The 20150-nt window shown below is 57.3% G+C and carries 16 protein-coding genes and 1 tRNA gene; 3 read left to right on the top strand and 14 right to left on the bottom strand.

Annotated features, from left to right (window positions below):
• The first annotated feature begins 51 nt into the window (after positions 1-51).
• Positions 52-1971: a RecQ family ATP-dependent DNA helicase gene (locus AM218_RS08870; protein WP_054413540.1), complete on the top strand. Its 1920-nt coding sequence runs from the start codon at positions 52-54 to the stop codon at positions 1969-1971.
• 238 nt (positions 1972-2209) lie between these two features.
• Here AM218_RS08870 and AM218_RS08865 read toward each other — a convergent pair whose 3' ends face one another.
• The 10 genes from AM218_RS08865 to AM218_RS08820 form a co-directional block, all read right to left on the bottom strand.
• Positions 2210-2890, bottom strand: a complete 681-nt coding sequence (locus AM218_RS08865) for a type 1 glutamine amidotransferase domain-containing protein (protein WP_054413539.1) — start codon at positions 2888-2890, stop codon at positions 2210-2212.
• A 59-nt stretch (positions 2891-2949) separates the two neighbouring features.
• Positions 2950-3258 (bottom strand): putative quinol monooxygenase, encoded by a 309-nt coding sequence (locus tag AM218_RS08860; RefSeq protein WP_054413538.1) that lies wholly within the window; start codon positions 3256-3258, stop codon positions 2950-2952.
• A gap of 4 nt (positions 3259-3262) precedes the next feature.
• Positions 3263-4420, bottom strand: coding sequence for an iron-containing alcohol dehydrogenase (locus AM218_RS08855; RefSeq protein ID WP_054413537.1), 1158 nt, complete (start codon positions 4418-4420; stop codon positions 3263-3265).
• 206 nt (positions 4421-4626) lie between these two features.
• Positions 4627-5619 (bottom strand): NADP-dependent oxidoreductase, encoded by a 993-nt coding sequence (locus tag AM218_RS08850; protein WP_054413536.1) that lies wholly within the window; start codon positions 5617-5619, stop codon positions 4627-4629.
• A gap of 93 nt (positions 5620-5712) precedes the next feature.
• The gene (locus AM218_RS08845) at positions 5713-6150 is read right to left on the bottom strand and encodes an organic hydroperoxide resistance protein (RefSeq protein ID WP_054413535.1); all 438 of its coding nucleotides are present in this window, start codon (positions 6148-6150) and stop codon (positions 5713-5715) included.
• A gap of 34 nt (positions 6151-6184) precedes the next feature.
• Positions 6185-6640: a MarR family winged helix-turn-helix transcriptional regulator gene (locus AM218_RS08840; protein ID WP_054413534.1), complete on the bottom strand. Its 456-nt coding sequence runs from the start codon at positions 6638-6640 to the stop codon at positions 6185-6187.
• Between the two features lie 200 nt (positions 6641-6840).
• Positions 6841-7143 carry a rhodanese-like domain-containing protein gene (locus AM218_RS08835; protein WP_054413533.1) on the bottom strand — a complete coding sequence of 101 codons (303 nt, stop codon included), beginning with the start codon at positions 7141-7143 and terminating at the stop codon, positions 6841-6843.
• A 78-nt stretch (positions 7144-7221) separates the two neighbouring features.
• Positions 7222-9069: a T9SS type A sorting domain-containing protein gene (locus AM218_RS08830; protein WP_157547598.1), complete on the bottom strand. Its 1848-nt coding sequence runs from the start codon at positions 9067-9069 to the stop codon at positions 7222-7224.
• A gap of 290 nt (positions 9070-9359) precedes the next feature.
• Positions 9360-10145: a PASTA domain-containing protein gene (locus AM218_RS08825; RefSeq protein WP_044512947.1), complete on the bottom strand. Its 786-nt coding sequence runs from the start codon at positions 10143-10145 to the stop codon at positions 9360-9362.
• 171 nt (positions 10146-10316) lie between these two features.
• Positions 10317-13025, bottom strand: coding sequence for a D-alanine--D-alanine ligase family protein (locus AM218_RS08820; RefSeq protein ID WP_054413531.1), 2709 nt, complete (start codon positions 13023-13025; stop codon positions 10317-10319).
• A 286-nt stretch (positions 13026-13311) separates the two neighbouring features.
• Between AM218_RS08820 and AM218_RS08815 the strand changes: the two genes are divergently transcribed.
• On the top strand, positions 13312-14508 hold the full coding sequence (locus AM218_RS08815; protein WP_054413530.1) for a phosphoglycerate kinase: 1197 nt from the start codon (positions 13312-13314) through the stop codon (positions 14506-14508).
• Between the two features lie 81 nt (positions 14509-14589).
• On the opposite strand, the gene AM218_RS16545 is transcribed toward AM218_RS08815, so the two are convergent.
• The 4 genes from AM218_RS16545 to AM218_RS08795 all read right to left on the bottom strand — a co-directional run bounded on the left by AM218_RS16545 (position 14590) and on the right by AM218_RS08795 (position 19886).
• Positions 14590-17265: a T9SS type B sorting domain-containing protein gene (locus tag AM218_RS16545; RefSeq protein ID WP_157547597.1), complete on the bottom strand. Its 2676-nt coding sequence runs from the start codon at positions 17263-17265 to the stop codon at positions 14590-14592.
• Between the two features lie 85 nt (positions 17266-17350).
• Positions 17351-17986 (bottom strand): hypothetical protein, encoded by a 636-nt coding sequence (locus tag AM218_RS08805; RefSeq protein ID WP_157547596.1) that lies wholly within the window; start codon positions 17984-17986, stop codon positions 17351-17353.
• Positions 17987-18025: 39 nt separating this feature from the next.
• Entirely contained in the window at positions 18026-19252 is a 1227-nt protein-coding gene (locus AM218_RS08800; RefSeq protein WP_231717467.1) for a site-2 protease family protein, read from the bottom strand.
• Positions 19215-19886, bottom strand: a complete 672-nt coding sequence (locus AM218_RS08795) for an HAD family hydrolase (protein ID WP_082318146.1) — start codon at positions 19884-19886, stop codon at positions 19215-19217. Before AM218_RS08795 ends, AM218_RS08800 begins: the two co-directional genes overlap by 38 nt.
• 145 nt (positions 19887-20031) lie before the next feature.
• Between AM218_RS08795 and AM218_RS08790 the strand changes: the two genes are divergently transcribed.
• Positions 20032-20105 (top strand) — tRNA-Ile (locus AM218_RS08790).
• Positions 20106-20150 lie beyond the last annotated feature (45 nt).

Here is a 20150-nt window from a genome sequence, read left to right as displayed (position 1 = left end):
GACACTCCCTGGATTTGAGGCGCCGCGCAATCGGTAGTACCTTCGCAGCCTATGCCGCACCCCACCGACGACATTCTGCACGTATTGCGCCAGACGTGGGGGCATACCCAGTTCCGGCCGCTGCAGGAGGATATTATCCGGTCGGTGCTGGCGGGGCAGGATACGCTGGCGTTGCTGCCCACGGGCGGCGGCAAAAGCATCTGCTTTCAGGTGCCGGCGCTGGCCCGGCCGGGGCTGTGTCTGGTGGTATCGCCGCTCATTGCCCTGATGAAGGACCAGGTGGAAAACCTGCGCAAGCGCGGCATCAAGGCCGAGGCCGTTTTCTCCGGCATGACCCACACCGAAATCGACCAGACGCTGGACAACTGCGTGTACGGGCCGGTGAAGTTCCTCTATGTCAGCCCCGAACGGCTGCTGACAGACATGTTTCGGGCCCGCGTAGGCAAGATGAAAGTGAGCCTGCTGGCTGTAGATGAAGCGCACTGCCTTTCCCAGTGGGGCTACGATTTCCGCCCGCCCTACCTGAAAATAGCGGAGCTACGCGAGCTGCTGCCCGGCGTGCCCTGCATTGCCCTCACGGCCACCGCCACCGAGCAGGTGCGCCAGGATATTGTGGAGAAGCTGCATTTCGGGGCCACGCACCGGGTGTTTCAACAAAGCTTTGCCCGGCCCAACCTCTCATATTCGGTCCTGAGCACAGAGGATAAACTCAAGCGCCTGCTGGAAGTGGTGCGCGGCGTTGGGGCCGATAAAACTAGCATTGTGTATGCCCGCACGCGGCGCCAGACGGAAGACACCGCCGCCTTCCTGCAGCAGTATAACGTAGCCGCGGCCGCCTACCACGCCGGCCTGCCCGCCGAGCAGCGCACCCGCACCCAGCAGGACTGGATGGCCAATAAAACGCGCTGCATCGTGGCCACCAACGCCTTCGGGATGGGCATCGATAAGCCCGATGTGCGCCTGGTGGTGCATCTGGACGCGCCCGACAACCTGGAAGCCTACTACCAGGAAGCCGGCCGCGCGGGCCGCGACGAGAAATACGCCTTTGCCGTGCTACTCTCCGGCCCTAACGATGCCGACGAACTGCGCCGCCGCACCCGGCAGGCCTACCCGCCGCTGGATGTAGTGCGCCGCGTGTACCAGGCCCTGGCTAACTTCTCCCGCACGGCCGTGGGCGGCGGTGAGCTGGTGGCCTTCGATTTTGACCTGCAACAATTCGCGGAAACCTACCGCCTCAAGGCCCTGGATGCGCACAACAGCCTGCGCACGCTGGCCCGGGAAGGTTTCGTGCAGCTGAACGAGGCCGTGAACAACCCCGCCCGCGTGCACATCCCCATCAACCATACCGACCTGTACCGCTTCCAGGTGGCCAACCAGCAGCACGACCAGCTCATCAAGAGCCTGTTGCGCTTTAATGGGGGCGAGCTGTTCGCGGGTTTCCAGCGGATTTCGGAAAACAGCCTGGCCCAGCACCTGAAGCTAAGCGTGGTAGATGTGCGCAAGATGCTGCTGTTTCTGCACCGCTCGGGCATCATTCAGTACCAGCCCAAGCACGAGTCGCCGCAGGCGCTGTTTACCACCCCGCGCTTTGATGCTGATAAGCTTCCGCTGGACCAGAAACGCCTGCAGCAGGCCCAGGAGCTAGCGGTGCACAAAACGGAATCCGTCATTCGCTACACGGGCGGCGGGCGCTGCCGCCAGCAGCTGTTGCTGGAATATTTTGGTGAGCTAGATGCGCCGGCCTGCGGCGTGTGTGACATCTGCTTGGCTAAAAAGAAAGCCAGTCAGGACGCTGCGCCCACACCCGCGCTGCGGGAGCAACTGCTAAAGCTCCTGCGCACCACCCCGCAAACCCCCCGGGAGGTGCTGGCGCATTTTGTGCCCGGCCAAGCTCCGGCCGTAACGGAACTGCTCCGGGAGTTGGTAGAGCGAGGCGAGCTGAAGTACGCGCCTGATGGCAGGTTGGGGTAGAAACAAATATTAACCTGTCATCCGCAAAAATCCTCTGTTATCCTGAGCTTTGCGAAGGACCTTCTCACGGCTAAACGACTTGCGCAACAACGACTCTTTCTAACGTGAGAAGGTCCTTCGCAAAGCTCAGGATGACACGTCTTCTTGAAGATACTTACGGTGCTGATATCAAAAAAGCCGCCCCGATTGCTCCTGTAGCAGGAACAGCGGGGCGGCTTTCATTTGAAAAGAGTTAAACCTACTTCGCCAGGTGCTTGAGGAGCTCTTTGGCGGCGGGTTCGGAGGAGGCCGGGTTCTGACCGGTTATCAGGTTGCCGGCGGTTACGATGTAGGGCTGCCAGTCGGCGCCTTTGGAGTAGTTGCCGCCGTTCTGCTTCAGCATATCTTCCACCAGGAAAGGCACTACGTTAGTCAGCTGCACGGCTTCTTCCTCGGTGTTGGTGAAGCCGGCTACTGATTTGCCTTTCACGATGGAGCTGCCATCGGGCGCTTTCACGTGGCGAAGCACGCCGGGGGCGTGGCATACGGCCGCAACGGGCTTGCCGGCGGCATACATCGTTTCAATCAGCTCAATCGACTTTTTGTCTTCGGCCAGATCCCACAGCGGGCCGTGGCCGCCGGGGTAGAACACGGCGTCAAAATCAGCCGCCGAAACGCTGTCGAGCTTCACGGTATGGGCCAGGGCCTTTTGGGCTTCGGGGTCTTTTTTGAACCGCTCAGTGGCTTCGGTCTGGGCGCTGGGGTCGTCGCTCTTGGGGTCCAGGGGGGGCTGGCCGCCGGCGGGGGAGGCCAGCGTGAGGGTGGCGCCGGCATCTTTGAACACGTAATAGGGAGCCGCAAATTCTTCCAGCCAAAAGCCGGTTTTGTGGCCCGTATTTCCCAGCTGATCGTGGGAGGTCAATACCATCAGTATGTTCATGGTTGCTTGTATTAGGGTGAAAATATTGTGTAGGGTGATGCGTAGGGCCCGGAGGGTCCTTACAGCAACAGGCGGTAAAACGAGGTTTTGCGCTCGGCCAGCAGCGGCACAATCTGGCCCAGTACCAGGTCCTGAAAGTGCGGGGCAGCCCGGTGCGCTATCTGCGCGTTCTGGTCCACGTACTGCTCGTAAATGAAGAAACGCTCCGGCTCATCGGCCGACTGATGCGCTGTGTAGACCAGATTGCCGGGCTCATTCTGCCGCACGGCCGCCGCGGCTTCCCGCAGCAGGCGGCGCACCGTATCGGCCTGGCCCGGCTGCACCAGCCACTCGGCGGCTACGCAATAAATGTCTTCTGGCTTCGGCATAAGTTTACAGGCTGAGGGTGAGAATCTGCTCTACGTCGGCAATCTGCACATCGGCCCGCTCGCCCAGGTTTTTCACGCCGCGCTCCGTGAAGCGCTGCACAATGTGCCGGATAGTTTCCTCGCCCACTTCATAATCGGAAAGGCGAGTTTTGATTTCCAGGGATTCAAAGAAGCGCACGGTGGCCTGTACGGCGACTTCGGCGCGCTCCTCATCGGTACCCGCAGTAATGTTCCAGACGCGCTGGCCGTACTGCACCAGCTTCTGCAGCTTGCCGGCGCGGCGGTAGCGCAGCATGGCGGGCAGCACAATGGCCAGCGTGCGGGCATGGTCGATGCCGTGCAGAGCGGTCAGCTCGTGGGCCACGTAGTGCGTGCTCCAGTCGGTAACCACGCCTGCCGCCAGGGTGCCGTTCAGGGCATTGGTGGCGGCCCACATAAAGTTGGCCATGGCATCATAGTCCCGTGGGTTTTCGAGCACTTTTGGGGCTTCCTCAATCAGCGTGAGCAGCACGGCTTCGGCCTGCCGGTCCTGCAGGGGCGTGTTGACGGGGTAGGTGAGGTACTGCTCCAGCACGTGCGTAAACGCATCCGCAATACCGTTGGCAATCTGGCGCTTGGGCAGCGTGAAGCAGGTTTCGGGGTCGAGGATGGAGAATTTGGGGAAGGTGAGCGGCGAGCTGAACGCCAGCTTTTCCTTGGTAGCCACGCGGGTAACAACGGAGCCGGAATTCATTTCCGAGCCCGTAGCGGGCAGCGTGAGCACCGCGCCAAAGGGCAGGGCGCTGGTTACCTTGGCGCGCTTGCTGAGAATATCCCACGGGTCTTCGCCCTGAAAAGGCACGGCGGCGGCAATAAACTTGGTGCCATCTACCACGGAGCCACCCCCAACGGCCAGAATAAAGTCCACCTTTTCCGTGCGGGCCAGCTCCACGGCCTGCATCAGGGTTTCGTAGTGGGGGTTGGCTTCAATGCCGCCAAACTCCACGGTATCAAAGCCCTGCAGCGCGGCTTTCACCTGCTCGTAAACGCCGTTTTGCTTGATGCTGCCTCCACCATACGTGATAAGCACTTTGGTGCCGGCGGGCACCTGCTGGGCCACGCTGGCAATCTGGCCTTTGCCAAACAAAATGCGGACGGGGTTATAAAACTGGAAGTTTTTCATGGATTTGTATTGGATGTAAGTAACGCGAAGCGCCGGCTTCGCGGAGTAACGCACCGAGTGGTAGAAAAGCCCTGGCAGTGAGAGTAGCGCGAAGCTCCGGCTTCGCGTACGAGCGAAGCGAGTTCCTACGCGGTGAGCAGACGCCTGTTACTCGCGTTGCTCGTGCGCGAAGCCGGAGCTTCGCGCTACTTTTTCGCGCTACTTTGTTAGGCGACTTTCACTATAGCCTTGCCGGTGTTTTCGCCCTGGAATAAGCCCAGGAAAGCGGCCGGCAGCTGGTCGAAGCCTTCAGTAATGGTTTCTTCGGCCTGCAGCTTACCTTGCTGGTACCATTCGGCGAGGTGCTGAATGCCCTCGGGCCAGCGCTCCAGGTAGTCGCTCACAATAAAGCCTTTAAGCAGGGAGCTGGTCTTGAGTAGCTTGGGTTCCGGGCGCGGGCCCATGGGCACTGAGGTGGCATTATACATCGATATCTGCCCGCAGAGGGCAATGCGGGCGTGCTTGTTCAGCAGGTCGTACACGGCATCCGTAATAGCGCCGCCCACATTGTCGAAGTAGCAATCCACGCCGTTGGGGGCGGCAGCGGCCAAGGCCTGGGCTATGTCTGGGGTGGTTTTGTAATTGATGGCCTCATCGAAGCCCAGCTGTTTGAGGTACGCTACCTTCTCATCGGAGCCGGCCGTACCGATGACGCGCGCACCTTTAATTTTGGCCAGCTGACCCACCACCATGCCCACGGCTCCGGCGGCGCCGGACACCACTACCGTTTCGCCGGGCTTGGGCTGGCAGATATCCAGCAGGCCGAAATAAGCCGTGAGGCCCGTCATGCCCAGCAGGCCCAGGTAATAGCTCAGCGGCGCCTGGTCGGCGGGCACGCGGGTGAGGCCCTGCCCCCCGGACACGCTGTATTCCTGCCAGGGCAGGTTGCCTACTACTATGCTGCCTACGGGCAGCTGCTCGTTATGGCTTTCCACCACTTCGGCCACTACGCCCCCACTGATAGGCTGTCCCACTTCAAACGGCGCTACGTAGGATTTGCCGGCGCTCATGCGGCCCCGCATATAGGGGTCAACGGAAGCATAGCGCGTTTTCAGGAGCACCTGTCCGGCCTGCGGCTGAGGAATGGCCTGTTCTTCAAAACGAAAATTATCGGGGGTAGGCGCGCCCTGTGGGCGACTGGCCAGCAATATGGTTTTCATAGGATAAGGGTTGCAGGAAGGAGGTAAGGCGAAAACGAGAGCCCGCAGAAACCAGAAATTCTGACCTCTGCGGGCTCCTGCTTTTTCGCCAGACTAGTTGTTGTTGGTAGTGGTGTGCAGGTTCACCTCAATATTGCCGCGGGTAGCGCGGGAGTAGGGGCAAATCTGATGAGCGGCTTCCACCAGCTCTTCGGCCTGCGACTGTACCAGACCGGGAATGTTTACGTGCAGGTCGGCGGATATGCCGTAACCGCCGTCCTCGGCTTGGCCAAAGCCAATGAGGCCTTCTACGGTCACGCCTTCCAGCCGCACGCCGGCCTGGCGGGCAGCTACGCCCAGGGCACCTTCAAAGCAAGCCGCATAACCGGCAGCAAACAGCTGCTCGGGGTTGGTAGCGCCGGTTTTGCCGGGGCCACCCATGGCTTTGGGCGTGCTCAGGGCAATGTTCAGCACTTCATCATTAGAAGAAACGTGGCCGTCGCGGCCGCCTTTTGCTTTGGCTTGCGCCGTGAAGATTTTCTCGATTTTCATCAGGAACTGAAAAGAAAGGTGATTGGAAAAGAGGTTAGGTTAGGCGGGTAATAAGTGTGTTTAGCTGCTGGCGCAGATCAGCTACCTCCGTAGGGGAGAGGTGCAGCTTGGCCAGCATTTGCTCGGGTATGCGGCAGGCGCCCTCCTGCAGGGCACGCCCGGCCGGCGTAAGGCTGATAATCACGGAGCGCTCATCCTGCGGGTCGCGGTGGCGGCTTACCCACTGCTTCTGCTCCATGCGCTTAAGCAAAGGCGTCAGCGTACCCGAGTCCAGGAGTAAATTATCGCCCAGTGCTTTTACCGTGAGCTGCTCATGCTCCCACAGCAGCAGCAGTACCAGGTATTGCGGATAGGTGAGGCCCCGCTCCTGCAGCAGAGGCTGGTAGGCTTTGGTCAGCATGCGCGAAACGGCATAAAGCGGAAAACACAGTTGGTTCTCCAGCTTCAGCAGGGAAAGATCCGGAGGTGTTGAATGGTCAGAGTTACTCATCGGGGTTATAAAGCTTATTAGGTTGCCTAATGTTTGATTGTGTGCAATTGAAATTTTAGCGAAATGAGTTAAAGCATTGATTAACAGTTGAATTATTTATCATAAAAAAGCACAGCACTCTATCAGGAGTGCTGTGCTACTTTAAATAAAGGCCTATGAGGAAACGCACGAGGGCTGTTTATCGCCAAGCGGTGGCTTCTTTACTCTGCCTGCTGATATGCCTGAAAACCGCCGAGCAGGTTGCGCACGTTGGTAAAGCCCTGCTGGGTGAGGTAGGCCTTGGCCGAAGCCGAGCGGCCGCCGCCTTTGCAATGCACCACCACTTCCTCGTTTTTCAGGTCTTCCAGCTCATCCAGCTTACCGGGCAACTCGCCCATCGGAATGTTGCGGCTGCCTTCAATGCGGCCTTCCTCGTTTTCCCAGGTTTCGCGCACGTCAATAATGATAGGAGCGGTGCCTTCGGCCTGGCGTTGTTTCAGTTCAGCGGGGGTGATGTCGGGCATGAGTAAAGGAGAAAGGTGAAAAGGGAGGAGTAGCTGCGTGGGTAGCTCACTACAAATCTACAAGAAGTTGAAAAACAGCTAGCGGGTAAGCACCAGCCGCTTGGCGGCCACGCTGCCATCGGGCAGGGCCAGCCGCATCAGATACACCCCGGCTGGCAGCCCGGATAAGTCCAGCGTAGGCTGGCCGTTGGTCTGGCTGGTTTGCTGCCATACGGTGCGGCCCAGCGCATCCAGCACGGTGGCGTGCGTGTAGCGCCCTTTCACCTGCACTATTCCGCTAGAGGGATTAGGATACAGCGTGAGCAGGGCAGCCGCCCGGGAAGGTGTGGCCGCGGTTACGGTGCCCGTCATCACGGGGCGCAGCATCAGAGCCCCGGAGAAATCCGCCACCGCCGACCACTCGTTCCGGACCTGATAGAAGAAATAGTTGGCGGGTGGTGAGCTGTTCAGATCCAGCCCGAACTGCACAAACTGCCCCGCCGAAGCCTGCCCGTAGCCCACGTAAAACGTGCCGCTTACACCCACTGGTTGGGTAAAAGGAATCTCCAGGAAGCCGCCGGCCGGGGCCGTAGCCGGCACGGTAAAGGGTACTGAAGCCAGCGGTTTTTCGGCGGGCTTCCCATTTACATCGGCCCAGACCGAAAGGGTAATGGCGCGGCCGGCGGCATTGGGCAGCACGGGGTATAAACGCACGCTGCGCACCTGGTCGGGCTGGTTCAGGTCGATGCGGTAGGCGAAGAAGGTGGAGGCTCCACCCGTCAGGGCCGGCAGGCTGACGGCTGCTTCGGCCGTGCCATCATCGTAGGCATAATAGTCGGAGAGCTCCGTTACGCGGGAAATGGAGTCGTTGGGCTGAGTGCGCGGGTCGGTTTCGTTGGTGCCCAGCAAAATACGGTGCCGGATGCGCTGCGGCCCGCCCGTGAGCAGAGCCGCAGCCACGGTGCGTACATCACCGGTAATGGGCACCTGCCGGGCGCTGGCGTCAATGGAGCGGTTGCCGGTGAGGAACTGCAGCTCCGGGCCCTTGGGCAGGTTCTGGGCCGTGCCGCGCCAGGTGATGGGCGTAGGGGCAGGGCCAATGTCGAAGTTGTTGATGGTGGTGCCGGTCTGGTCGTTCAGTTCATCGGCGGGGATGGGGGCGGCTGCCAGCTGAACGGCGGGCATGCTGGCGTAGCGCTTTAGCAGGGAGGTGAGCGGGGCACTGGTGGCAATGTCGCGGTAGGTGGTATCGGCGGCAGAGCGGTTGCGGTCCAACTTCAGGTAGTCCAGGCTCCAGGCGTCGCGGGTGTTGGCCTGGTTGCCGATGCTGTGAAAGCGGAAGCGGAAGTTGGCGTGCAGGTATTGCGCATCATTCACAGCCACAATTTCCTGGGCAAAGTCGGTGCGGCGGCCCGTGCTGCGCTGGCTCCAGATAGACTGCCACTGGCCGGCCTCGTTCAGAAATTCTAGGGTAAAAGCCACCTGCCGCGTAGAGCTGGCCGCCGATGGCGGACTTACAATACTGCCCGCCTGCCAGAAGAAGCTCAAGTACACGTTGGAGCCGGCCGTCAGTCCGCTTAAGTCAATCGGCAGGGAGGTAAGCGTATCGGTGTCGCTGTAAAACGAGGAGCTGCCGTAAGGCTGGCCGTTGGCTTTCAGGCCATCAAACGTGACGACGTTGCGGGAGGGCGGGGCCACCGGAAAGCGGTTGTTCACCAGCGTGCCGCCGCGTGGCTCCCAGTGCTCCGCATTGGGCATGCCTTCGGGCTGCTGGGCAAAATCATCGAAAAAGGGAAGGGTAACACTGGTGCCCCGGGCCACCGGACGGGAAGTGTTGCCAACTGGCGCCGCCCGGCCTGGGTCAGCGGAAAGCGGCTGTACGTTTTGCGCCCGCAGCTGCGTGGCCCACGTCAAAAGCAAACAGAGGAGAAAGCTGGAACGCATCATCAGGGGCAAGTTACGTAAGCCAGGCGGGTAGAGGTACAGCGCTTTGCGCAACAACGTTTGCGGGTAGGAAATATTGATAGGTTAGTTATAAAGCAAAGGGCAGGATATCTGAACGTCATTCCGAGCGCAGCCGAGGAATCTCGCTAGTGTGGTAAAATTAATTGCCACCACAACATCAGCACGCGAGATTCCTCGGCTGCGCTCGGAATGACGGGCTGGAGTATGACCAATTATCAATAGAAAAGGCCCGTTGCTTGCGCAAAGGGCCTTTTGATTCTTCTAGTAATAACTTACTCAACAGGCTTAAGGGGGGCCTGACCAGCTACCCATAAATCCACCAGCTGGCCGGTGCGGATGGTGGCGCCGGGCGAGGAGACCGGGCGCTGCTTGACCACGTTGCCATCTTCCTGACCTTCTTCGGCAGCCTGGTAGAATATTTCGCCTACCTGCAGGCCCTGACCCGCCAAGAGCGTAGCGGCTTCGTCGGCGGGCATATTTACTACGTTGGGTACCGGGAATTCCTGGTTGCCCTGGCCGTCGCCTACCACCAGGTCTACTTTGGTGCCTTTGGCAATGGGGGCGCCGGGCGCAATTTCTTTACCGTTCACCAGCTGCTTCAGCACGGCGTTCTGGGCCAGGTCGGGCACCAGCTGAATCTGACCCACTACCAGGTCGTAGCTTTTCAGAATCATCTGGGCGTTTTTCACCGATCCGTCCGTGAGGCGCGGCATCTTAATCACCGGCGGATTTTTCATCGACACGGAGATATAGATTTTGCGGTCTTCCTTCACCTTTTCGCCCGGGGCGGGGTCTTGGGTGAGTACCGTGCCGGGACGGGTGCCGGGGTTGTAGCTGCTGTCGTCCACGAAGAAAAGCAGGTTGCGCTCATCCAGATAATCCTCCAGATCGGTCTGCTGCATCCCCGTGATTTTGGGTACCACAATGGTTTCGCCGTGGTTGGTGGTCATGGGCAGATACACGTAGAAAAACCCGAGTACCATGATGGCTACCACCGCTGCCATAGCCAGCAAATGCTTCAGCACATCAAGCGGCGTATCTGATTTGAAAAAGGACATTATTTAAAGGAGCTAGGAGCAGGAAGTTAGGAGCCAGTGAGGAACAAAGTTATGCTTTAAAGAACGTCATGTCGAGCGCAGTCGAGACATCTCGCGTGCTGAGGTTGTGGTGGTAATTGATTTTACCACACTAGCGAGATGTCTCGACTGCGCTCGACATGACAGTTAAAGCTAATTGCCAACCGCCAGCTTCTCTTTGCGGGTGCGCTCTTTGCCGAACTCCAGAATCTGGTCGATGAAATCGTAGGGTGTGTAGCCGGCCAGCGCGGTTTGGTGGAAGATGCAGGTAGCGGGCGTCATGCCGGGCAGGGAGTTCACCTCAATGATGATAACCTCCACCGCGCCGTTGTCGCGCACCCGCACAAAGGCGTCGATGCGGGCGTAGCCCTGAATATTCAGGATTTCGGCCACGCGGCGCAGTTCTTCCTTTACCTCGTTGGAAATGCGCTGGCGCTCAATAGCATCTGCAGCATAACGGGCCGGAGTAATGTTCTGGCCTTCGCCGGCCAGGAATTTCTCCTCCAGGCTCAATACTTCGCCGATAGCCAGGGCTTCGGAAGCCTCAAAAACCTCAATATCCAGCTTGCCATCGGCGCGCCAGTGCGTGAGCAGGCCGCCCGTAATTTCGAGGAAGTGGGCCGCGCCGTCGCGCTCAATCAGGGTTTCCACCAAGAAAGCATCCTTGCGGGGGAATTCCTCCTTAAAGCCCAGGTGCAGCGTTTCGGCATCCGGAATCATCAGGTCTTCCTGTTCGCGGAAGATGAGGCGCGTGAAGGCTTCCAGCTCGGCGCGGTTCTTTATTTTTTTCACCGCCGAAGAGCAGCCATCATCGGCGGGCTTGGCAATGAAGGGGTAGGGGAACTGCGTTTCCAGGGAGCGGTAGAAGCCTTCGGCATCGGCCTGCCATTCCAGGCGGTTGGCCATGCGGTGCTCGGCCACGCGCAGGCCGGCTTCGCGCAGGCGTCGGTTGGTTTCGAACTTATTGATGGTAATGCTGCTGCTGCCCACGCCCGAGCCATTGTACGGCAGGCCAAACTTCTCCAGCTGCTGCTGCAACGCCCCATCCTCGCCGGGACGACCGTGCAGCGCAATGAATACCTCATCCACCATCTCGGCCAGATCCTTAAACGACACCCGGCGCGGCTGCGCGGTCGGCTGACCTGCATACGTACTAGTAATGCTCTGGGCCTCACGGCGGATGCGTTCCAGTACCGGGTGCAGACCGTGGCCCGCTTCCGCGTACTCAATCTTCTCCCGAATGTCGTCGGCGTTGTCCTTCAGCATTACGTTAATGGGCAGCACGTACAGGCGGAAATCCTGGCTGTTGCCGGTCAGGAACACCGGCACTGGCTCGTACTTTATAGAGGAGCTGAGCTTCTCATAGATGTTCCGGCCGCTTTCCACCGAAATGTGGCGCTCTGAGGAGTAGCCGCCCATAATGACGGCAACTTTAATGCGCTGACGCTCCTCGTGTCCGCGGGCAGCCACGGCTGCATCCAGCCCGCGCAGCAAGCGCTGCAGCTGCACAGGCCGCATGCCCGCCCGGCGGCGTGCTGCCAGCGAGGTGCGAATCAGATAGGTCAGGAACTGGGAAGGATTGAGCCCGATTTCTGCCGCCTGGTGGAAGAAGAAGGAAGCCGGCAACATGCCCGATGTGGTGTTCGGGTCGTTGAGGAACAGCTGGTTATCCGTGGACAGGAAGCCATCCAGACGCGCGTACACCTGGAAGCCGAACGTGCGGAACATCTCCTCACAGGCCTGGCGGATGCGCTGAATTTCGTCTTCCGGCAAATCGATGGGGGTGATTTTGCGGGCTAGGCCGGGCAGGTATTTCGAGCGGTAGTCGAACATCTCCTCGCCCTTCACAATTTCCGTGGGCGGCAGCGCCAGTGGCTTACCGTTGGAGTCTTCCACCACAATGCAGGAGAACTCGCGGCCTTGTACGAAGCTTTCCACCAGCACCTGGGTTTCGCCGTCCACATTGGTCAGGCGCACCTGCTCGGTGGTTTGCAGGCACTCTGCCAGCGTGTTCAGCAGGGCTTCGGGGTGGTAGATGATGTGCTCATCATCAGCATCCAGCATCACGGGCAGGCCAATGCCTTCGCGGATGTCGGTGAGCTGCTGCACCCACATGATTTTGTCGCGCTCCGAGAGGCGCTGCCAGTCGTCGCGGGTCACGGTTTTGCGGAACAGGCTGCGCTCCATGGCGCGCTGGAAAGCTTCCACTTTGGCTTCGCGCAGAATGCTGATGCCAATGCTGCTGCCTTGGCGCGGAGCCTTGAACACCAGCGGCAAGCCCAGCTCGCGCTCCAGGTAAGCCAGCGTAGCAGCCGGGTCAGCGGCGTCCCACTCTTCGGCCGTAACCACGCGGAATTCTGGCGTGGGCCGGTTCAGGGCGTGGAGCAGCTTTTTCTGGGCAATTTTATCAATACCAAAGGCCGAAGGCAGCACGCCGGAGCCGGAATACGGAATGCCGTACCACTCCAGCAGGCCCTGAATAGCGCCATCTTCGCCGCCGGGGCCGTGCAGGGCCAAGAAAGCGAAATCCATAAGGCTGCTCAGCTCCTGCGGCTGAATGCGGCGGCCTACCTGGTTGATGATTTCGTCCTGCTGCGCAATGCTCAGCTCGCCCAGGCTTTCCAGGTACACCTGCAGCTTGTGCTCGGAGGACGGCAAGGCCGAAACAGGCGGGTAGAAGTCCCGGATGGTGCCTTTATAAATGTAGTGCCAGTCCAGCAGGATGAAGTTGCCGCGGCTGTCCACGAATACGGGAACGGCCTGAAACAGCGACTTGTCCAGGTTATCATATACAGTGCGGCCGCCAGCAAAGGAAATTTCCCGCTCACGCGACGGTCCGCCGAAGAAGATGCCTATTTTCATACGTAGTGCAAAGGTACGAATGTCGCGCACGCTTTTGCGCGCGGTTGGTTCATGAGAAAATTAACAGAACGTCATGCTGAGCGCAGTCGAAGCATCTCGCGTGCTGATGTTGTGGTGCTATTGATTTTACCACACTAGCGAGATGCTTCGACTGCGCTCAGCATGACTGTTCTTTGGTCGAGTGCACCCCTACATAATAGGAGTCCACTTCCAAATCTCCCCAAAACTCCCGAACTACGCGCCGCAACCCCGTATAAGACGACACTCAACTTTCTATTCTCAGCTTATGAAAACCCTCGACCAGTACAACTTCGCCAGCAAAAAGGCGGTGGTACGCGTGGACTTCAACGTGCCGCTCGACAGCGACCTGCGCATCACCGACGATACCCGTATTCGGGCGGCTACGCCCACGGTTAAAAAAATTCTGGCCGATGGCGGCTCCGTTATCCTGCTCTCGCACATGGGTCGGCCCAAAGGTGGCCCCGACAAGAAAAACTCCCTGCGCAACTTGGTATTGCGTCTGCAGCAGGAGTACGGGCAGGAAGTAAAGTTTGCGGATGATGTACTGGGGGAAGAAGCCGCCCAAATGGCCGCCTCGCTGCAGCCCGGCGAAATCCTGCTGCTCGAGAACCTGCGCTTTTATGCCGAAGAAGAAAAAGGCGACGAAGCCTTCGCGGAAAAGCTGGCTCGCCTCGGCGACGTGTATGTGAATGATGCCTTTGGCGCGGCGCACCGCCGGCATGCTTCCACGGCCGTAATGGCTCACCACTTCACCCCGGAAAACCGTGTGGCCGGTTACGTAATGCAGGGCGAGCTGGAAAATGCCAAGCGCGTGCTGGATCATGCCGAGCGACCCTTCACCGCAATTATGGGCGGCGCTAAGATTTCGGATAAGATTCAAATTATTGAGCAGCTGCTGGATAAGGTGGATAACCTGCTCATCGGCGGCGGCATGTCCTACACTTTTGCCAAGGCCGAAGGTGGCGAAATCGGCAACTCTCTGCTGGAAGGCGACAAGCTGGATATGGCCCTAGACCTGATGCGCAAAGCCAAGGAAAAAGGCGTGAACCTGGTGCTGCCCGTCGACAGCGTAATTGCCAATCAGTTTGCCAACGATGCCGACATTGATGTAGCCGGCAGCCACCACATTCCCGCCACCTGGATGGGCCTGGACATCGGCCCCGAAACCCGCGAGCTATTCGCCGACATCATTCGCAACTCCAAAACCATTCTGTGGAATGGCCCCATGGGCGTTTTCGAAATGTCTAACTTCTCGGTAGGCACTGAGTTTGTGGCCCAGGCCATTGCCGAAGCCACCGAAAAAGGTGCCTTCAGCCTCATCGGGGGCGGCGATTCTGCCGCGGCGGTAAACCAGATGGGCTTCGCAGATAAAGTCTCCTACATCAGCACCGGCGGTGGCGCCCTGCTGGAGTACATGGAAGGCAAGGAACTGCCCGGCGTGGCGGCGCTGGAAGGCCGGTAAAGCTAAATTCAACAGTAAATAGAAGCCTCTTTCTAGTTTAGAGAAAGGGGCTTCTATTTTTAAATACTATCAGCTTATACCTTATCGACTAACTGTAATATGGCCTTTGAATGTGCGCTCAGTTATATCACACTCTGTAGAGTAACGCCATAAGTAATAATAAACACCTTCTGGAGCACCTGTCCCTGTCCAGAATTTACCATATGTGTTGGTTTGGAAAATCTCCTGGCCCCACCGGTTAAAAATCTGTAAGTGGAAAGTGCGGGGATATTGCAGTTTTAGCTCAAATACATCATTGATACCATCATGATTGGGGGTAAAGATGTTTGGTACAGAGGGAGAGTAAACGGGCTCAATCAGTAGCTGTGTGGCTTCCGAAAGGGCAAAGCAGTTATTATGCTCTGCCTGTACACGATACCAGCCTGCTTGCATAGCAGAATAGGTTGTCTGTCCATTGCCGGTAGGCAAAGAGTGCCAAGGGCTACTGAGTGATTCTGCATATTGCCATTCATAGCGGCTGCCATTGGAAATATCTGCCTGTATACTCAACAGAACTGAGGATTCCCCACAACGCAAAATGACGGGATCCTTCGATGTTAGAATAGGCTTGGCAATAGGATCTAGGAAAATGGCCACTGAATCGTTAACCATGCACGCACCGCCACCAATTTTATAGTGGACCATATGCTGGCCAGGGCCGGCTACGGAAGCAGTAAAAAGGCCTTTCTTGGCATCCGTAATCCCTTTGCCTTGCCATATACCTCCAGTGGGAGTAGCTGATAGCTGCAGAATAGTATCAAGTCGGCATAGCGTGGAAGGTTGAGTTACAATATGAGCCCTGATCGGTTCCACCACAATAATGGTTGTATCCTTCACTCCGCAGGCTCCGGTAGCTGAAAGTGTATAGGTGATGACATGCCGACCTGGACCAGCAGAGGCAGAACTGAATAGCCCTGTTTTGCTTTCTAGTATGCCCTTCCCTTGCCAAGAACCACCAACAGGCGTAGCACTGAGCGAAAAGAGAGTGTCACGGGCGCAGCTTAAGTGGCGCGGCAGTGGCTGAATTTGAGCTGTTATTGCCTGTACGACTACGCTTATTGTATCAAGTTTGCTACAAGCGCCCATGTCAGCAACCTCGTACGTCAGAACATGGCGCCCTGGGCCTGCCACCCAAGTTTTGAAGGTGCCGATTTGAGAATTCATAATTCCCTTACCAGACCAGCTTCCCCCCGTCAGGTTGGCTGTTAAAGTAATGCTAGTGTCTTGCGCACAAGTCAATACAGGGACTTTGTTACGAGCAATGCGCAGGCGTGGGCTCACCTGAATGAATGTGGTATCCTGAAACGTACACCCGCCACCTGAAATACTGTACGAAATAGTGTGCGTGCCAACGCCAGCCTGTGCAGGATCAAACTGGCCGGTTTTGGTATTGATAATGCCTTTACCCGCCCAGGTTCCACCTGTTGCGCTTGCTTGTAACTGTACTGCAGAAGCATCTTCACAAAAGGGACCAGCAGGAGAAATAGCTGGATTCCATAGCACAAAAGCTTGCCCAGCATCCTCAATACCGCCAGAAATGCGACCTGGGGCACCAATAATTAAATTGCTGCTGCTTTCATCAACTTCTACCCAGCCCCCAAATAAATCTAAGGCCTTTGGTTGCGGTGCAGTATAGCGCCTTTTTAGATTCCAAGAACCATCTTGCTGCTCATAACGGTATACTGCACCCCCACCCATAAATGGGTCGGAAACCAGCAGCATCTTGGCATTCATAGCCACCGAGAAGCCATATCTTCCGCCGGTTTTACGATCAGGGCTATATATCGTTTGCCGAAGCTTCCAGCCACCTGTTGTTCTCTCGTAAATCCGAATGCCTAAGTTGGAATCAGACCCTACAGCAGCATAGTTCCCAAAAAGGGAGGCGCTAAAGCCCGCTCGGCATCCTTTAGGATAGATTTCAACCTGCTCAAATTCCCACTCCCTACGGGTGTTTCGACGGTAGAAATAAGCAGCTGGGTTGCCAAATCCAAAAGCATCAACAGCACCAACCAGCAAATGGTCTCCTTGAATATCTACACTATAGCCGTAATCATAGCTGGTGCTGCTGGAAGGGGCAGATAGTGTTGCAACCAGTGTCCAAGGGTCCTCAGGGTTCTGTGGCTGCCTATATACAGCAACAGCGTTAGTTTTTTCACCAGTATAATTGCTCCCAACAACCACATCAGTACCGCTTTTCGCAATGCGCCAGCCAAAAGAAGAAACATAAGGGTTAGAATTGACTATCAAGCCGGTTTTTACCCAAGTCTTTCCTTGGAGGGTATAAACAAAAATGGCACCCCTCGCTTTTTTGTCTGGTCCGGTATAGTTGTACGCAGCTACCAGGGCAGTAGTATCATTAATATATGTGCTGGCACCATATATGGCCTGCTCAGAATAGGGCTCGCTCAGTGTTTGCCGATATACCCAAACTCCTCCAACATACTCATAGATATAAGCGTGCCCTTGGGGACTAGTAGAAGCTGCTCCTTCTCCAACGATGGCAAAGCGCTTCCCAACACTTACCCCACTACTAGCAAAACCTTCATTTGTTTGTGGTTTTGGAGCATCCAGTGCAAATAAATCACAGGTTGCAGCGGTTTGTGCATCACATGTATTCCAAACCGCACTGTATAGTAGTAGTAAAAAGCCAAGGGTGTATTGGGAGTAAGAGTATAGTTTATTCATTTGTAAATGTTTGTTTATTAGATTTTTATGCAATAAAAATAATGTGTTGGTTTACTGCTGTGCTTTGAAAGCTCTTGTATTAGGATCTGGCAAAATACAGAAGAAGCCAGTTGCTTCACTAATTCTCGTACAGTCCCTCCAACTCGTGGCCCATGCCCTGCAGAGTTTCCTGCTGTCGGCCGGTGAGGCGCACCATCAGGGCGCGGGCTTCGGGCTCGCTCAATACCTGCATTTCCTGCAGCCACTGTAGGCGGCGTACTTGTAATTCTATGGGCCCCAGGGGGTTGATGCGGCCGTAGTGGGCGCGCAAGTATTCTTTTACCCGCTTTTCCAGCGTGTGGGCAAACGTGTAGAACTGGGCCCGGTCGCGGCGCCGGTCGGCGAAGGTGAGGCTGAGGTGGGCCGTGCGGAAATGCAGCAAGAACCAGCGTCGGTCCCACTCCAGCGCAACAAAACCGCCTAATACAGCCAGAAAAACCAGCACACCTATCAGGCCGGGCGTAACGGTGCCGGTAGCCCAGGATTCCTGCACCGGCTCAATGCCCACCCACACAATAAGGGCCAGCATGTAGAGCAGCCAGCGGGTAGGCACCTGACGGGTGCGCTCCAGCTGTACCGGCAGGATTTTCTCGTAGGGGACTTCTACTTCCAGTAAAGGAATATTCTGGGTGGTGCGCTGGCAGGCGTAAAGGCCATGCTCGCGCATAACCAGTTGGGTTGTGCCCAGTAAAATTCGGTTTTGTTCGAGGAGCATCAGCAATAGAACGGCACTAGAAAGCACTGTTCAACAAGGTTACTTGAAAGGGGAAGGGGTAAAGCAAAGCACAAAAATAACCAGCATCAGCCAGCCCAGCACTTTGCGCCCCCGTGAAAGGGGACGCTCATCAGGTGCGGGCGGATGGTAAATGCCCATTACCCGGCCCAAAAGCAACCCAAAGACCAGCCAACCGGGGTTGCCTTCCAGCCCCGGAAAGGCCAGAACAGCGGCCAACTGGGCCACAAACACCCCCAGCGCCAGCTTCACGCTGCGCCACGGCGTGGGCAGCACCCGGCGAAAGACCAGCGTGAGGTAAAGAAAATAAGGCAGCCCCCAATACAGCCAGGTATCAACGGGGCTCTGCAGTGAAAACAGCCCCAGTCCGGCGTAAAAGATGAACCCAATAAACAGGACCGCCGACAGCCGATTGAAACGCTGAAAGCCCAGCAGCCCGTACAAAATGTGCCCCCCATCCAGCTGACCAATGGGCAGCAGATTCAGCGCCGTGAAAAACAACGACAATGCTCCTGCCAGCAGCACCGGGTAGTGCATCAGCTCATTCGGGTGGGGCAGACGCGTGGGGTCAGCAAACAGGTATTCCAGCCCCTGGTACAGGAGTGGTTTGGCCAGTGTAAGGCCGTTGCCCTGCTGATACACATAGCGGGCGTAGTCGGCACCATAGGCCCGGTACTCCGGATGAATCTGGAAAATGTATTCCAGGGGTGGCAGGTGGGTGAAGCCGTAAATCAGCACCGGCACCGCTACCAGAAAGCCCGCCAGTGGCCCGGCCAAACCAATATCAAAGAAATGGCGGCGGGAAAAAATCCGGTCTTTAATGCGGATGACGGCCCCAAACGTCCCAATGGTATTAAAGAAGCCCGTGAAAAACGGAATATAGTACGGCAGCGTGGTGCGCACCCGGTTATGCCGCGCCGTGAAATAATGGCCAAACTCATGCACTGTGAGCACCCCCAGAAAAGGCACTGAAAACCACAGCCCGGCCAGGATTTCAGATTTCGTCAGCCAGCCGGTCAGCTTTAGGGTGTCGCCCTGAAGAAAGAAGGCCTTGCCGGTTATCCATTCCGCGCCGGCCAGAGTGGTAGTAATAAGGGTGATGAAAAACAGCAGCAGGTGCAGGGCATACCGGCGCCAGCGAGGCGGCTCGGGCCGCTCGTAGCGGGTAAATAACTGCCGGAAATCTTCCTCCTCGTTCAGGCCGGGGGTGTCAGGAGGAAAGGGAAGGGGCGGAGGAGTGGAAGGCACGAAGGGCGTCGGGAAGGGCGTCGGTGAGGGTAAGAGGCGGGGCCAGGAACAAGGTATGCAACCCCAGCCGCCGGGCCGTTTCAATGTGTTGAAAACTGTCCTCGATAAAAAGTGTTTCCTCTGCTTTCCAGTTCATCTCGGCCAGGGCATGCCGGAAAATTTCTTCACCGGGCTTGCGCAGGCCCACGTGCTGAGAGTAAAAAACCCGGTCAAGGGCATCGGCAATGCCATTCTGCAGGCCGTATTGCTGGTGCAGCCGCTGGTTTATTTCCTCAATATGAATCTGGTTGGTATTTGATAGAAGCGCGGTTTCGTAGCCCTGGGCGCGCAGCTCTGCAATAAGGGCGAGGCGCTCGGCGGGCACGTCCAGCAGCATGGCATTCCAGGCGGCCGTCAGCTCCTCATCGGTCGCTTCCAGCTCATAGTGGGTGCGCAGACCTTGGTGGAACTCGGCGGGGGTAAGGCGGCCGGTTTCCATTAAGTCAAACAGCTCTGCCTGAGCGGCCTGGGTAAACTCAATGGTGCTGCCATGCCGGTGCAGGCGGCCCATGGCGTCCAGCGTCCGCTGGTAGTCAATATTGATAATCACGCCGCCGAAATCGAACAGCAGGTTAGGCTTTTTCGCCATATGCATAGGTCTCTAAAGCAGCGCAGAAAGCCGCCGGATGACTAAAAATTTGAGAAGCCACCCACATTCCGTCCGCTTCCGCGTTGCAAATACGCCCACAAAAGTCGAAGTTTGCGGTGCCGAAACCAACCACGCTGGCTGGTTTTGCGCCGGGCCTATAGCTCAATCGGTTAGAGCAGCTGACTCATAATCAGCAGGTCACTGGTTCGATTCCAGTTGGGCCCACTTAAAACCCTGTCTGCGCAATGCAGACAGGGTTTTGTTTTTGTT

The organism is Hymenobacter sp. DG25A, from assembly GCF_001280305.1.
Classification (GTDB): domain Bacteria; phylum Bacteroidota; class Bacteroidia; order Cytophagales; family Hymenobacteraceae; genus Hymenobacter.
Note: the sequence above shows the minus strand (reverse complement) of the source record. Positions and strands in the feature narration are given on the sequence as shown.